Source organism: Synechococcus sp. 'PEA 65AY6A-5F PE A', assembly GCF_047462575.1.
GTDB lineage: Bacteria > Cyanobacteriota > Cyanobacteriia > Thermostichales > Thermostichaceae > Thermostichus.
The window spans coordinates 48,260-62,261 of record NZ_JAOALE010000012.1; the positions used below are offsets into that span (position 1 = coordinate 48,260).

The 14,002-nt window shown below is 61.1% G+C and carries 11 protein-coding genes and 1 pseudogene; 4 read left to right on the forward strand and 8 right to left on the reverse strand.

Annotation, left to right across the window (positions count from 1 at the left end; genetic code table 11):
* Positions 1–258 precede the first annotated feature (258 nt).
* The 4 genes from GG26_RS05970 to GG26_RS05985 all read right to left on the reverse strand — a co-directional run bounded on the left by GG26_RS05970 (position 259) and on the right by GG26_RS05985 (position 4,450).
* The gene (locus tag GG26_RS05970) at positions 259–753 is read right to left on the reverse strand and encodes a gamma carbonic anhydrase family protein (protein WP_011429918.1); all 495 of its coding nucleotides are present in this window, start codon (positions 751–753) and stop codon (positions 259–261) included.
* A 265-nt stretch (positions 754–1,018) separates the two neighbouring features.
* Positions 1,019–2,014, reverse strand: coding sequence for an alpha-E domain-containing protein (locus tag GG26_RS05975; protein ID WP_414375235.1), 996 nt, complete (start codon positions 2,012–2,014; stop codon positions 1,019–1,021).
* Positions 2,008–3,915 carry a hypothetical protein gene (locus GG26_RS05980; protein ID WP_414389374.1) on the reverse strand — a complete coding sequence of 636 codons (1,908 nt, stop codon included), beginning with the start codon at positions 3,913–3,915 and terminating at the stop codon, positions 2,008–2,010. Before GG26_RS05980 ends, GG26_RS05975 begins: the two co-directional genes overlap by 7 nt.
* 46 nt (positions 3,916–3,961) lie before the next feature.
* A complete protein-coding gene (locus GG26_RS05985; protein WP_011429915.1) occupies positions 3,962–4,450 on the reverse strand; it encodes a Tic20 family protein in 489 nt (162 codons plus the stop codon).
* A gap of 249 nt (positions 4,451–4,699) precedes the next feature.
* Between GG26_RS05985 and GG26_RS05990 the strand changes: the two genes are divergently transcribed.
* The gene (locus GG26_RS05990) at positions 4,700–5,155 is read left to right on the forward strand and encodes a hypothetical protein (protein ID WP_240530479.1); all 456 of its coding nucleotides are present in this window, start codon (positions 4,700–4,702) and stop codon (positions 5,153–5,155) included.
* Here GG26_RS05990 and GG26_RS05995 read toward each other — a convergent pair.
* Positions 5,123–6,328: pseudogene (locus GG26_RS05995) on the reverse strand (RNA-guided endonuclease InsQ/TnpB family protein). The gene GG26_RS05990 and the pseudogene GG26_RS05995 overlap by 33 nt on opposite strands.
* Before the next feature lie 234 nt (positions 6,329–6,562).
* On the opposite strand from GG26_RS05995, the gene hemH reads away from it, so the two are divergent.
* Together hemH and GG26_RS06005 are read left to right on the forward strand one after the other, a co-directional pair.
* A complete protein-coding gene (gene hemH / locus GG26_RS06000) occupies positions 6,563–7,588 on the forward strand; it encodes a ferrochelatase (RefSeq protein ID WP_414389378.1) in 1,026 nt (341 codons plus the stop codon).
* A gap of 169 nt (positions 7,589–7,757) precedes the next feature.
* The gene (locus tag GG26_RS06005; RefSeq protein WP_414389380.1) at positions 7,758–9,095 is read left to right on the forward strand and encodes a CCA tRNA nucleotidyltransferase; all 1,338 of its coding nucleotides are present in this window, start codon (positions 7,758–7,760) and stop codon (positions 9,093–9,095) included.
* Here GG26_RS06005 and GG26_RS06010 read toward each other — a convergent pair.
* Complete coding sequence (locus GG26_RS06010; protein WP_414389383.1) at positions 9,092–9,823, reverse strand: response regulator; 732 nt, start codon at positions 9,821–9,823, stop codon at positions 9,092–9,094. The genes GG26_RS06005 and GG26_RS06010 overlap by 4 nt on opposite strands.
* A gap of 275 nt (positions 9,824–10,098) precedes the next feature.
* Here GG26_RS06010 and GG26_RS06015 point away from each other — a divergent pair, with 275 nt between their 5' ends.
* Positions 10,099–11,001: a 4-hydroxybenzoate solanesyltransferase gene (locus GG26_RS06015; RefSeq protein ID WP_011429910.1), complete on the forward strand. Its 903-nt coding sequence runs from the start codon at positions 10,099–10,101 to the stop codon at positions 10,999–11,001.
* Positions 11,002–11,017: 16 nt separating this feature from the next.
* On the opposite strand, the gene GG26_RS06020 is transcribed toward GG26_RS06015, so the two are convergent.
* Positions 11,018–12,919, reverse strand: a complete 1,902-nt coding sequence (locus GG26_RS06020; protein WP_011429909.1) for a R3H domain-containing nucleic acid-binding protein — start codon at positions 12,917–12,919, stop codon at positions 11,018–11,020.
* A 15-nt stretch (positions 12,920–12,934) separates the two neighbouring features.
* Positions 12,935–13,939 (reverse strand): LdpA C-terminal domain-containing domain, encoded by a 1,005-nt coding sequence (locus GG26_RS06025; protein WP_240527696.1) that lies wholly within the window; start codon positions 13,937–13,939, stop codon positions 12,935–12,937.
* Positions 13,940–14,002: the final 63 nt, after the last annotated feature.

The window sequence follows — 14,002 nt, forward strand, 5'->3', positions numbered from 1 at the left end:
TGGGCGTGAAGGCGCAGTTGCTCGACCTGATACATTCACGCTGGACTCTCCTGAACATGGTTCAGGAAAGAAGCGATCGCATCCTGCCTATCTCTGAGCAGGAAGGCGGTATCCCGCAAAGCCCTGAGGAATACCCCCCGAGCGCTTTCCCCCTTCACTTCCCGGCAACCGTTGCGGTGGACTCAAGGATCAGGGGGAAACTTGGTCTACTATATCCCTCTCAATGACTTTTGCCAAACCGCCTAAAGCTCAGTAAATTCAGCAAAGTTCAGGGTTTTGGGGGTTAGAGGCATGCTCTTCCTCGGTGAGGGTGCGGATAACCTTGGCCGGGATCCCCGCCGCCAAAGAGTGGGGTGGCACAGACCGGGTGACCACCGCTCCAGCTCCCACCATGCTGCCCGCCCCGATGGTGACCCCGCTCAAGATAATGGCCCCAATCCCGATCAGACATCCCCCCTCGATGTGGGCACTGTGGATGACCGCTCGATGGCCTATGGTCACTTCCTCGCCAATCAGGGTCGGCTGTCCGGGATCCCCGTGCAGAATGGCTCCATCTTGGATGTTGCTGCGGTGGCCAATGACAATGGGCGAGAGATCCCCCCGCAAGATGGCCCCGTACCAGATGCTCACCGCTTCCGCAAGTTGGACATCGCCGATCAGTGTGGCATTGGCGGCAATAAAGGCTGCCTGGTCGATCCCTCTCGGCTGCTGCTCTAACCCCACTTTCCAAACGCCCTTGGCAACGGCTTCCATTTCCCCAATCCTACTGCTACCGGGGGTTCGGCAATTCCAGACCTGCCCCAGCGCTCCGCGCCGCCTCCAGTCCCAGAAAAAGAGAGGAGCCAGGGATCCAGAAAATCAACCTGTCCCTTTGCTCCTGTTTCACCATTGTCAATCCATTGCACAATAGCAATGAGATATAAGCAACACATTTGGCTCATTGTCGATAGCTGTGGAAGCGTTCGTTAGATTAATTTCTAACTCTTGTAGGAGAGGGGCTAGGGGTGAGGGATTTTAGCTAAGCCTGCCGTTGCAGCAGGGGAGAGGATTCAGACGGTTGCAAGGGGCGAATGGCAAAGAAAGTTTCGTAGATGCAATCGCCAACGTGGTTCATTTGTAGCTGCAATTTGTCGAGAAACTCATGTAAGCCCTGCTCCATAATGTCGTCGATGGTCAGGTAGTCCAGCTCAGAACGCAGGCGGCCCAAAGCTCGCTCGCTGGGATCCCGCCAAGTATCGGCTGGGGTGCCGGTGATTTGGTGCAGGGATCGATCTGCGTGAATAAGACAAAACTGAATAGAGCGGGGAAATTGCCGATCCAAAATGAGAAAAGAGGCCACCTCCCTGGGATTGATGCGGTGTTGGCGGCTGTGTTTCCGATACATTTCATAAGCACTGGCCGACTTCAGCAAGGCGATCCACTGCAGCTCATCCAAAGCCGTGCCCACGTACTGCAGAGAGGGCAGCAAAATAAAATACTTAACATCCAAAATGCGCGCCGTTTTGTCCGCCCGCTCCAAAAGACGGCCAATCTGGCCAAAATGCCATCCTTCCCCATGGGTCATGGTGGCATCCATCACCCCGGCGAATAGGTGACTGGCCAGCTTCACTTCCGTGAAAAAATCATGGAGCTGACTCAGGTGGGGGCCTTGCTGAGCCGCTTCTTTGACCATCAAATAAAAGCGGTTGACCCGCTCCCACATTTCTGAAGAAATGACCTCCCGCACAGAACGGGCATTTTCTCGCGCCAGCCGCAAACAGGAAAGGATGGAGTTGGGGTAATCCCTATCAAAAGCCAGGAACTGGATGACCGTTTCTTGGGTCGCCTGGCCATAACGCTGGTAAAACAGCTCCTGATCCCCGGTGGTGTAGACGATGGGATCCCACTGCTGGGCGGGACCGCTGGGCAAGTCTAGGATGAGGTTGAGATTGACATCGATGAAGCGGGCGATGTTCTCGGCGCGCTCCACGTAGCGGTTGAGCCAGTAGATGGAATCGGCCACGCGACTCAGCATGCTGTTACCTCCTCTGGAGTTTCTTGTCTCTGCGCTCCGTTCAAATTCAACAAACTAAGCAGCCGCCGCACCTTCACCAGCAGCACCCCCGTTAGGCCAGTCAGGATCCATCCTATCCAGTCGGCTGGGGTGCCCAGATAGCGCACCTGCACGCGATGATCCCCCGGTGGGATCCGCACCTGCAACAGCCCCAGTCCATTGTGCTCGGCAGATGTGAGGCGACCATCCACCTGTACCCACCAAGCAGGGTAGTAAAACGTGCGCAGGACTACCCATCGATCCTGAGCAGTGGGGTTAACGGCCCGAAAACGACGATAGCCATAGCTCCACCGTTCCACTTCCAACAGTGGCTCCAGATCGCTTTGTTCTCGTCCAAAGTTCACCATGTCGCCTTGCCACCGCAGCAGCGGATCCACCTCTGGGGGCGGCATGGGCAGCGTTGCCTGGCGAGGTCGGTACTCCAGCACATCCACCAGCGCCAGCCCATCGGGAAAGATCCAGTGCCAGTGAAGAAAAGCGATGCCCGGTCGCTGCTGGGGCTCATTGGGAAATGGCTTGGCTGCAGACAGCTCTTGAAAAGTTTGGATGGTTTGCGGGTCAAACCAGGCTCTGGACAAGACCTGCCAGCCCTGCCAACTTTGTATCCCCATGGCCAGACCTATCCCCACAATCAAGAGGATCCTCCAGCCCTTTTGCCCCCACCCCCAGGCGGCCAGGGATCCCAACAGCCAGGGCACGGTTACCGCCGTCACCGCCATCCAGCGCCAAGAAAACTGAATGCGGCGCAGGGGCAAAACCCACTCGTAGAGCCAACCCAGCAGATCCGTCATCATCAGCAAGGCCACCAAGCTGGCCCCCAAGCTGTAGAGCAGGATGGCTTTGGCCAGGGGAGCATGGGATCCCAAGGCATCAAAGGACTCCGTCTCGCCAGCACGAGCGGAATGGATTGGGGTCATCCCCCTTGTCCTGCGGGCCAGCCATTCCCAGAAAACCAGGATCCCAGCACCCAAGACAACGGCCACCATCCAGATCCAGTACCCCACCAGGCCCCTTTCAAACCAGTGCTGCGTCAGTTGCGGCTGGAGCCGGGTTAGCCCACTCAGCATCAGGCGATGTTGGGGCATGTACTCTTCGACAAAATTCACCAACTCCACCTGGATGAGGCGCTGATCCCAAAAGGCTGGCAGCAGATAAAACGCCGTCCACCCCAGCCCCAGCCCAAACCCCAAGTAGCAGCGCCCCACCCTGGGCCAGAGGGGATCCCAGCGGCCCAGCACCCAAGGCAGAGGCAGCCAAGTTAGCGTAAAGACCAGCAAAGTGGGCAAGTGAGATAGGGCCAACAGGCCATAGCTAATGGCCAAGGCCACAATCGGCCAAAGGGACTGGGGCCGGCAGATCACCTGGACTGAGGCCCAGAAAATCCAGGGAGAGACAGCAATGGCCCACACTTCCCCCATTGCCCCCCGTTGGTAAATATCCACCAGCCAATAGGGGCCGGCCATACCCGCCAGAGCCAAAACCAGAGCCCAAGCCCAGGGGATGAGTTGCCGGAGAAGGGCATACAGCCCTGCGCCAAAGACCGCCATCGCCAGGCCCATGCTGGCCACCAAGGATCCGGGCATATCCAGCCCCAGCAGGCGAAACGGCAAAGGGGCCACCATGCATAGAGGTGGATAGAAGGCAAAGGTGGGGTTGCCGTAGCCGAAGTTGGAATACTCCAGCCAGCGGGGGTAAAACTGCCCGCCGAAAAACTGCCGCTGATACTGAAAGGCCCAACTGAGGTTGAAGTGGGTGGAATGAGTGATGGGGTAGCCCCGCTGCAGCATCGGCCAGAGCAGGGCCAGCACTCCAGTTAGCAGCGCAAGCCCGACCAGCAGCTTCGGTTGGCGTAACGCTTTCATCCTCACTTCTGGACTAGGCGTTGCCTACCTCCCTCTTTGCCAGGAATTAATAGCGAATCCAGGCATAGGCGGCATCGGAGAGCACCGGCACCTCGGCATAGTGGCCGCGAACGTTCTGCACCCAAGCGTAGACGGTGATGGCGATCACGCCCAGAAGTGCGGTGGTGGCCAAAATGCTGACAAGTGCTGCCAGGCCGAGGTTGCCAAAGAGCATAGCAAACACCTGCATCAACACTTGCACCAAGAACAGGGCAATGTTGAGCAACAGCGCCTGCATGGTGTTGAAGCGAACAAAGTGGGCGACACGGCTGTTGCGGACTAAAAATAGCAGGGCGAGAAATATCCCCACCCCCAACCAGCCTGTGGCCAGGGGCAGCAAGCGCAGCAGTGGACTAAAAATGGGGATCAAACCTGGCAGAGATTGAAACAAACCCGAGGGCACAAAGCCGAAGGGCAGGGCCGATACCAAAGGCAGAAGGTAGGGAAGGGATCCCCACAGCCGATTGATGGGAGTGATGTCGCCGCGCCAGGTCATGTCTCGAGCCCCTCAGTTCAGTGCAGTAGTGCTGGAGTCTGCTTGTTGGTGCGCTTTCAGAATTTCTTTAAACGGCACCTAAGCTTTGCGCTTATTGTAGTCGATGAAGTTGGCCGGCTCAACGCGCCTAGCCCCAAGCTGGCCTCCGCTTTCGAGTGAGGGGGAAACTGTTCAAGATGAGCATCTTGCAGGATTGGGGTTGATATAATCGACGGCAACTCCCACCCACAGTGATTTTTGGCCTCCGCCATGAAGATTTCGCCATCTCTCGCTGCCCGCCTCTTGGGAGCTGTTCTCTGGCAAGCTTGGTCTGTGCTTGTCGGCTTTTTCAACGACCGGCTGTTGCCGGAGCGCTGCCACGTTCGGCCCGAAGCTCTGCCGGAGTGGATGGCTCAGGTGTGGGCCGGCTATCTGCGCTATCGCAAAGCCTCTCGTCCGGGAGCGATTCAGTTTCGCGGCTTGACGGTGGATCCCGGCCAAGAGGGATCCTCAGCTCACCTTGTTGGGGCTGGCCCGCTCCGCTACCGTGGCTGCCCTCTGGAGACAGTTGCCCGGGATGCCGTCCAACCCTTTGGCAAAACCCCTTTTGTGCCCCCCTACCAGCGGCTGCTCAATACGCTGCGCTTGAAGTTGAGCCTGGCCGATGTCGATAGCTATTCGGTCACGCCGGCCCTACAGCGGGTTTACCGCGGCCAAGAGTTGTAAACTACCCGGCTCCGACTGCCCCCCGTATACGGGGGGCAGGGGGATGTAGGGTGGCCGGTTTACAGCAGCCCCCAATAATGCAATGACATAGGCGCTACGCTTCGCTGACGCTAATGCTGCGTTGTAGTCTGCATCCCCTTCCCAACTGCAAGCCGGGTTGACACAACGGAAGCGTTTCCCTTCCCGTTGCCCGATCCACAGGCACTGGTGGCAAATCTGCGAGGTATAGGCAGGCGGCACCACCACAACCGTGACCCCGGCCCGCAGCGCCTTGTAGTGCACAAACTGCCTCAGCTGGTAGAACGCCCAACTATTCGACCGCCGACGCTCCGTTTTGCTCCGTGGCGGTTGGTTGACACGCTCTCCGATTCCAGTTAGGTCTTCCAAGGCAATCGTGCTATTGGTCGCCTTTGCCCTGGAAACAATAGCCTTGCAGATGCAGGGATTGACCCAGGTTTGCAAGCGTCTCTCCTGACCAGACAGCTGTTGCAAGAGTTGGCGGCATCTACGCCGACTAGACCTTGTGCCCTGACTGGCTTTGCATGGGAGCACCGCTCGCAACCAGGATCAACGGCTGTCCATTCCAGGGATCTCCCTCTGAGGTATGGGCAATATCTCTCCTCCCCAAGTCCACCCCAATCGCCTTAGCCGCGGTTTGCAGCTCCGGCGGTTGCGTTTCCACACAAATCGTAGTAAGAACCCTCTTTGCGTTTGACAAGGTGGCCGATTGGGGATTGGTGCCGTCCAGCATCCCTCGTTGATAGTTGCCGATGGACAGCTCCAACCGTTCCCGCCCCTCAACGGTGGTGAGCGATACTGTCCAGTCTTTCGCTCGGAAGGAGAAGATGCGGGCAGCGTAGGTCACGAAGCCCGCCTTGAAGGCTTTGACCGGACGGTTTTTTCTGGCTGGCAGTCTTGCGGGCAGATACCACCCATCTGCATACCTGTTGTGCCAGGTTGCTGGATAGGCCAAAGCGGGCACAGATGTCGCGGTAACCCAGAGATTGGAGCTTAAGGGCGTTGAGGATCTTCTCCGGCGTGTTTTGGTTGACCCAGTTCAAGGCCTGCACAAAGGCGTCCAGCGTCGCATCTAACTTGGCGGCTTGCGACTCCGATAGGACTCCGTCCCGCTAGCGCGAACAGTTCGCAGGAAATAGTCAAGACTTGGGTCATGCTGTCACTATACATCAACAGACCGCATTCCTCCCGACGCTCGGCTGCGCCAGAGCGCGGGGCTCCTGCGGTTTCTAGCTGACACCGGGCGGAGCAGTAGGGGAGGAGGGGGGATCCCTGGCTAAGGATGGGGGCCGAGAGAAAGCTGAGAAAGGTTGCAAGAAAACTTAATGCCCCTTCCCCGCTGGGGGGCAAGACCTCCTACAGTGGATAAGGAAGGTCATTGGGTTTGTCATGTCCAAAAGCGGCGTGCTCCTGCTGAACTTGGGGGGGCCAGAAACCCAGGCTGAGGTCCAGCCCTTTCTCTACAACCTCTTTGCCGATCCGGAGCTCATCCGGCTGCCCTTTCCCTTTTTGCAGAGGGCTTTTGCCTGGGCCATCTCCACGCTGCGGGCGCCCAAATCCCGGCGCAACTACGCGGCCATCGGGGGGGGATCCCCTTTGCGGCGCATCACCGCCGCCCAGGCACAAGCGTTGCAGGCTCAACTGGTGGCGGCGGGCTACGACGTGCCGGTGTATGTGGCCATGCGCTATTGGCACCCGCTGATCGAGTCGGTGGTGCAGCAGATCAAGTCGGATGGGATCACCCGCCTGGTGGTGCTGCCGCTCTACCCGCAGTACTCCATCAGCACCACCGGCTCCAGCTTCAAACTCCTGGATCGCCTCTGGGCCGAAGACCCGGAGCTGGCCCGCATCGAGCGCCGCCAGATCTGCTCTTGGTACGACCAGCCCCAGTATGTCCAGGCCATGGCTAGGGCCATCCGGGAGCAGTTGGATGCCTTCGAGGATCCGGCAGGGGTGCATGTGCTCTTTAGCGCCCACGGAATTCCCGAAAGCTATGTCACCCAGGCCGGGGATCCCTACCAGCAGGAGATGGAGGCCTGCGTCCAGCTCATCTGGCGGGAAGTTGGGCGCCCCAATCGCCACACCCTCTCCTATCAGAGCCGGGTGGGCTCGGTGCGCTGGCTGCAGCCCTATACCGAGACGGTGATCCCAGAGCTGGGAGCGTGCGGGGTCAGGCAACTGCTGGTGGTGCCGATTAGCTTTGTGTCGGAGCACATCGAAACCCTGCAGGAGATCGACATCGAGTATCGGGAGCTGGCCCACCAGGCTGGGATCCGCGAGTTTCGCCGCGTGCCCGCGTTGAATGCCGACCCGCTGTTTATTGCCGGGCTGGTGGCGCTGGTGCGGCCCCATCTGCTCACTTCAGCACCTGCTTTTGTACCGGCGGCGGTGGGCGGCTCGCTGCTGGAGCGATAGCTAAAAGGGATCCAGGCCGCGAGCGGGCCTGGGCAAGCGAGGGTCAAATCCCCAAAAGCAATCGCTTGTTTTTGCGCAGCGGTCAGGTGAGGGTACGGCCTGTCTGGTTGCTTGCGCTCTGGGGATCCTAGCCTTTTAGATCATCGAAGTCTCCCCCCTGTGCACATCGATGAGCGAAGCCCTGCTGAGCAAGTGGCTGCTGACCTATTTCCGCCAACGGCTGCCCTTTCCCAAAGAGTGGCTGCCCCAGGGGAGCTACTGGGTGGGGGGATCCCTGCGGGATGCCTATCTGGCTTGGCTGCGGGGCCAGGCTGGAGACTCCAAGGGGCCGGTGGATCTGGATTTAATGTGTCCGGCGGATCCCGTGGGGTGGGCGGCGGGGGTGGCGCGGCGGCTGAAGGCCGGCTTTGTGGTGCTGGATGCGGAGCGACAGATTGCCCGCATCGTGCTGGGCCAAGGAGGGGCTTCCACCCCCACAGCGGCGACGGTGGACGCGGCCCTGCAGGTGGGCCCCACCCCGGAGGCAGATCTGCGGCAGCGGGACTTCACCTGCAATGCCCTGGCTCTGGAACTGCGGGAGGGGCACCTGTTGGATCCCACGGGGGGGCGGGCAGACATTGAGCAGAGGTGTCTGCGCATGGTTCACCCCGACAACCTCAGTGCCGATCCGGTGCGGCTGTTGCGGGCCTATCGCCAGGCAGCTCAACTGGGGTTTGCGCTGGATCCGGCCACGGCAGAGGCGATTCGTCAGCGGGCCCCCCTTTTGGCCAGGGTGGCGGCAGAGCGGGTGCGGGCCGAGGTGGTGACCTTGTTGGAGACGGGGATCCCCGGCTTGGCCCACCTGCAGGCAGCGGTGGCGGCAGGTCTGCTAGCGGCTTGGCTGCCCCGCCTAGCGCCCCAGAGCCCCGGCTTTGCCCAGGCCCAAGCGGTGTGGCAATGGGCCGAGATCTGGCAGCTTCAGTATCCCCGCACTCTGGCGGAGCTGGCCCAGCCTTTGGCGGATCGGCGCGGCGGCCTGTTGGCAACGGTGTTGGCAGCCCTGCTGTGGGATCCGGCGGGCACCCCTGCCGAGACGGTGGAAGCCGAGCTGGAACGGCTGCGCTTTAGCCGCGCCGAGATGCGGGCCATCCAGAAGCTGCACCAGCTTCTACCCCTGTTGCAAACGCTTCTGACCCATTCCCCCACTCCCGGACAACAGTGGCGGCTCTATCACCAGGCGGGATCCCTCTTCGGCGGCCTGGCCCTGCTGGCAGCAGCCACCGGCAGCAGCCCCCAAAAGATAGAATCCTGGCTCCGGCGCTACGAAGATCCCCAGGATCCCCTGGCCCATTTGGTGCCCCTGCTGGATGGGAACGACCTGCTGCACAGCTTGGGTGCTAAACCCGGACCCTGGGTGGGCCAGTTGCTGCAGGCTCTACAGGAGGCGCAGGCCGCGGGGCAGATCCAAACCCGCGCCGAAGCCCTCTCTTTTGCCCGCCGCTGGCGTGAGAGGAGTTCCCAACCCTAGCCAAAGCGATAGCCGAAGCCGCGCACCGTCACCAAATACTCTGGGTTGCTGGGATCCAGCTCCAACTTTTCCCGCAGCCAGCGGATGTGGACGTCCACCGTTTTGCTGTCGCCCATGAAGTCGGATCCCCAGACCCGCTCCAGAAGCTGTTCCCGCGTCCAGACGCGGCGGGGGTGGGACATGAACAGCTCCAACAGGCGGAACTCTTTAGGCGAGAAACTGACCTCCACTCCCCGCACCAACACGCGGCACTCCTGGGTAAACATGCAAATATCCCCGTAGCGGAGCACCGTGGCCTCGGTGGCGTGGGACTGCTGCCGACGGCGCAACACGGAGCGACAGCGGGCGATCAGCTCCCGCATGCCGAAGGGCTTGGTCAGGTAGTCGTCGGCTCCCAGCTCCAGGCCCACCACCCGGTCGGTCTCGCTGCTTTTGGCCGTCAGCATCAGGATGGGGATGGTGTTGCCCTCCCGGCGCAACAGCCGGCACAGATCCAAGCCGTTCAAGCCGGGCAGCATCAAATCCAAGATCATCAAATCCAGCCGTTCGGCCGTGTGAACCAGCTCCAGCGCTTGTCGACCATCGGCGGCCTGCAAAACTTGGTATCCCTGTTCTTCGAGAGCAACGGCAACGGTTTCTCGGATTGCATCCTCATCGTCCACCACCAGCAGAGTCTCCAGAAGGGGAGGAGCTTCCTTGACTTGAACTTCGGGAAGTTGACTGGTCATGGAAAGGGTTGCTTGCATGGCAGACTCCGTCTCGCTTGCGCGAACGGCCTCACAGGGGAAAAGCAGCAAAGTTCATCACCCTCAACAGCAGCCCCCCGCTAGGATATCAAACTTCTCAGGCTGGCCAATAGTGGGAAAAGAGGAGCCAAATGCTGGCCAAAAAGTAGAGACGGCGAGGGGGACGACAAGGGTTCCAGGGCGGGCCAGTTTAGGATGATTTAAGATCGGTGCGGAGCTCCATTCCTCTCGGCAACTGGCCCTCTTTCGACCTGGCTATGTCTGCCTCTCCTTCTGCACTCTGGGCCACTGGCGGAGCGATTTTACGGCTGTTGCGCTGGCATAAGCCGGCAGGGCGGCTGATCCTGATGATCCCGGCTTTGTGGGGGGCTTTTCTGGCCGGACGGGGAACGCCGCCTTGGCCGCTGGTGGGGATCCTGATTTTGGGCAGCTTGGCCACCAGCGGGGCGGGCTGTGTGATCAACGACCTCTGGGATCGGGATTTGGATCCCTTGGTGGAGCGCACCCGCAACCGCCCCTTGGCCAGCCGCGAACTGACCGTTGCCGTCGGCATCGTGATGGCGCTGCTGACCTTGGCCTGTGCGGCGGGGCTGGCGCTTTTTCTCAACCCGGTCAGCTTTGCCCTCTGCGTGGCGGCAGTGCCGGTGATCCTGCTCTATCCGGGGGCTAAGCGGGTGTTTCCCGTGCCCCAACTGGTGCTAGCCCTGGCCTGGGGATTTGCCGTGCTCATCAGTTGGACAGCGGTGAGCGGCCAAGATCCCCACACACCCCTGTGGGAGGAGGGGCTGGGCTGGCTGTGGCTGGCCACGGTGTTGTGGACGTTGGGGTTCGATACGGTCTATGCTCTATCGGATCGAGAGGACGACGAACGGGCCGGGATCCACTCCAGCGCCCGCTTTTTTGGGAGACAAACCCCAACGGCGGTGGGGCTGTTTTTCTTGGGCGCCGCCCTTGCCCTCTTGGGGGTGGGGATCAGCCTGCAGTTGCACGCGGTCTATTTCCTTAGCCTGGCAGTTGCCGCCGCTCTCTGGGGCCGGCAAACCTGGCAGCTTCACCAGGTCAATCCCCCTCCCACTCTCTACATGGCCATCTTCGGCCAAAACGTCCTCCAGGGCTTCATTCTCTTGGCAGGGATGATCGCCGGATCCCTGCTGGCCTGAGGAACCCTGGCTGGAGCTAGTTGGGATAGATGCGCAGGCGGCGGTTGGGCTCTTCGCCGAAGCTCTGGGCCCGCAGGTGATAGTGCTCCACTAGCTGGTGCTGCAGCTTGCGGATCAGAGGGGAGCGGGGCAGCAATTCCACCGGCTGGGACTTGGGAATGACGATCTGCTCTACCGCCAGCCGGGCCTCCTCCAAGGCTTCCGTTTCGTCGCCCGAGCTGGCCCGAATGAACAGCTCTAGGTCGGAATCGGAGCCGTCCTCGCTTTCGATGTTGAGGATGTGACGCAGGGCGCGGGCAAGGGCGATCAGGGTATTGGCCTTGACGGTGTGAATCGGGATTTGGCGGGCGTGGGCCAGTTGCTGGATCTTGGAGCGGCTGCGCACCTGGGATCGCAAAGCCAAAACAATATCTGCCTCATCCAGATCTTTGGTGACATCCGCCGACAGCTTCAAAGTCTGGATCACCTGCTCCAGATGGAAGCGGCTAACCCCGTAGGGATAGATCCTCAGCGGCCCATCCAGATCCCGTTGCCGTTCTGCCAGGGCAGCCGCAGCAGGTTCCTCCCAGTCGGCATCCTCTTCCGCCTCAGCCCTGGACTCTGCCTTGGGGCTGGCCATAACTTGAGGCTCAGCACGGGATCCCGCTGCTGCTGGCGGGACAGATTCCTCCCCCTTGGCCGAAGGCGAGCCAGATTCGCCGGGCTGGCGCAGACGAGTTTCACTTGGTTCTAGGGGCAGAGCTTCCATCCGCCCAGAACGGCGCCATCCCCCCCGCTCCCGTGTTGGGGACAGGGTGCTGCCGGCAGGGGGGGGCCACTGGGGCCCAGACAGGGTGGGGCGCTCGATCACCACTTGGCCGCGTTCGTCCAGGCTGCGCAGTTGCACCAGCGGCTCGCGGTTGCGCAGGAGGCGATCCACAGTGGCCGCCACATCTTCGTGGATGACCCAGCGATCCCGCTCCAGCATCTCCACCGCAATCTCAAACGTGGGGGGGGCCTTCCGCTCCAAGACGCTCTTCTGGCAGCCCCGCCGCCGCGCCTCTTCGTCTCCGAGCGTGACCGACTGGATCCCGCCAATTAGGTCGGAGAGGGTGGGGTTTTTGATCAGGTTGTCGATGCGGTTGCCGTGGGCAGTGGCCACCAGTTGCACCCCCCGTTCGGCGATGGTGCGGGAGGCCAGAGCCTCCAACTCGGTGCCGATCTCGTCGATCACCACCACTTCCGGCATGTGATTTTCCACCGCCTCGATCATCACCTTGTGCTGCAGCTCCGGGCTGGCCACCTGCATGCGCCTGGCCCGGCCAATCCCTGGGTGGGGCACGTCGCCATCGCCGGCAATTTCGTTGGAGGTATCGATGATGATGACCCGTTTGTGCAGCTCGTCCGCCAGCACGCGGGCAATTTCCCGTAGGGCGGTGGTTTTGCCCACCCCTGGGCGGCCCAGCAACAGCATCGAGCGGCCCTGCTCCACCAAATCGCGGATCATGCTGATGACGCCGATAACGCAACGCCCTACCCGACAGGTGAGGCCGATGATCGTGCCCTGGCGGTTGCGAATGGCGCTGATCCGGTGCAGAGTTGAGGCAATGCCGGCGCGGTTGTCGCCGCTAAACTCTCCCACTTGGCTGATGACCAGATCCAGGTCGGCGCGGGTGACCACCTCCTCCGAGAGGTAATCGGCAAAGCCGGGGAAGCGGGCTTCCGGGCGGCGGCCCAAATCCAGCACCACCTCTACCAGCCGATCCAACTGGGGATGCTGCTCCAGGCGCTGGCGGATGGAGGCGGGCAGAACGTCCAGCAGCTTGCCCAAATCGTCGTTGTAGAGGACTTGCCCGGGAAAAGAGGTGCGTTCGCTGGAGCGGTGCGGAGCACCTTCCCGATCCGCCGACGGGTTGAAGGGCTGTACTAAGAAACTCATGGTCGGGCAACGTTGTTAAACACTGGAAAAACAGGTTTGTCTGGGGGCCACCGCTCGTTGCTTCACTTGCTGCACCAACTGCTTGGCCACTGGGATCCCACCTGCCAATCCAGGCCCCCCCTCCAAGTAGGTGGCCACCAACTGTCGCGCATAGCTGCCGAAGGCCACCCCCGCCACCGGCCAACGGGGATCCAGCAGCAACACCGTTTGCCCATTGGTTCCTCCTGCCAACTGCACATAGCCGGGCAACCCCATGCTCAACACCTTTCGGGCCAACTTCAGAGTGGCCTTGCCGGCGCCAGCTCCAAGATCCCCGCTCATAGGCCGACCGTCCACCTGCCAGATCAACACCTCCGGCAAGGGATCCATCAAGGCCAGCAAATCCCGCAAATAGACCTCGAGGCCGGGACCATCGTTAAAGCTGATCGAGACGGCCCGCAGCCACCGCAGCCAGGGCTTTAGGGATCCCCACAATTGCGCGAATTGGCTCTGTCGACCGATACGGGTGTGGATTTCCACCGCCTCAACCCCCAGCTCTAGCAAGGACGGCAGGATCTCCGCCGCCGCAACCTGATAGCCTTGGGTGGCGATGCGTTGGTGGGGACACACCGGCTCACAGCGGCCACAGCCGTAACAGAGCTCTGCCCGGATGTGAACCTGGGTGGAAGTGCCTGCCCGGATCAGGGCGTGGGGCGGACAAACGGCTAGGCAGGGCTGCGGACAGTCGGCAGGACAGACGGGATCCGTCAGCACCGCCTTGCGAAAATGCACATCTTCGCCGTCGTTGACGCTGACCATCAACCAGGGGGACCCCACCTGGGGATCTTCTGCCTGGGCCCGCCGGATCCCTTCTTGGGCAGCTTGCACAATGGCTGGGTCAGCGGCGACGTCAATGCAATCGGCACCGGCAAGCGTGTAGAGGAAAGCTAACTCTCGAATCGACGGCAAGTGGTGGAAACTTGCGCCGCAGATCAGCTTAAACCAAGTACCCTGTTGCAGCGAGACGTTCGGCAAGGTCACAGGCACGGAAGGCCACCGGCAAGATGAGAGTCTGGGCTGCAGGCCGCCTACTTGAGATGGTAG

What these genes read in the sequence shown, in the direction of transcription:
- GG26_RS05970 (WP_011429918.1), bottom strand. Translation starts at nt 753, where the DNA reads ATGGAAGCCGTTGCCAAGGGCGTTTGGAAAGTGGGGTTAGAGCAGCAG.
- GG26_RS05975 (WP_414375235.1), bottom strand. Translation starts at nt 2,014, where the DNA reads ATGCTGAGTCGCGTGGCCGATTCCATCTACTGGCTCAACCGCTACGTG.
- GG26_RS05980 (WP_414389374.1), bottom strand. Translation starts at nt 3,915, where the DNA reads ATGAAAGCGTTACGCCAACCGAAGCTGCTGGTCGGGCTTGCGCTGCTA.
- GG26_RS05985 (WP_011429915.1), bottom strand. Translation starts at nt 4,450, where the DNA reads ATGACCTGGCGCGGCGACATCACTCCCATCAATCGGCTGTGGGGATCC.
- GG26_RS05990 (WP_240530479.1), top strand. Translation starts at nt 4,700, where the DNA reads ATGAAGATTTCGCCATCTCTCGCTGCCCGCCTCTTGGGAGCTGTTCTC.
- hemH (WP_414389378.1), top strand. Translation starts at nt 6,563, where the DNA reads ATGTCCAAAAGCGGCGTGCTCCTGCTGAACTTGGGGGGGCCAGAAACC.
- GG26_RS06005 (WP_414389380.1), top strand. Translation starts at nt 7,758, where the DNA reads ATGAGCGAAGCCCTGCTGAGCAAGTGGCTGCTGACCTATTTCCGCCAA.
- GG26_RS06010 (WP_414389383.1), bottom strand. Translation starts at nt 9,823, where the DNA reads ATGACCAGTCAACTTCCCGAAGTTCAAGTCAAGGAAGCTCCTCCCCTT.
- GG26_RS06015 (WP_011429910.1), top strand. Translation starts at nt 10,099, where the DNA reads ATGTCTGCCTCTCCTTCTGCACTCTGGGCCACTGGCGGAGCGATTTTA.
- GG26_RS06020 (WP_011429909.1), bottom strand. Translation starts at nt 12,919, where the DNA reads ATGAGTTTCTTAGTACAGCCCTTCAACCCGTCGGCGGATCGGGAAGGT.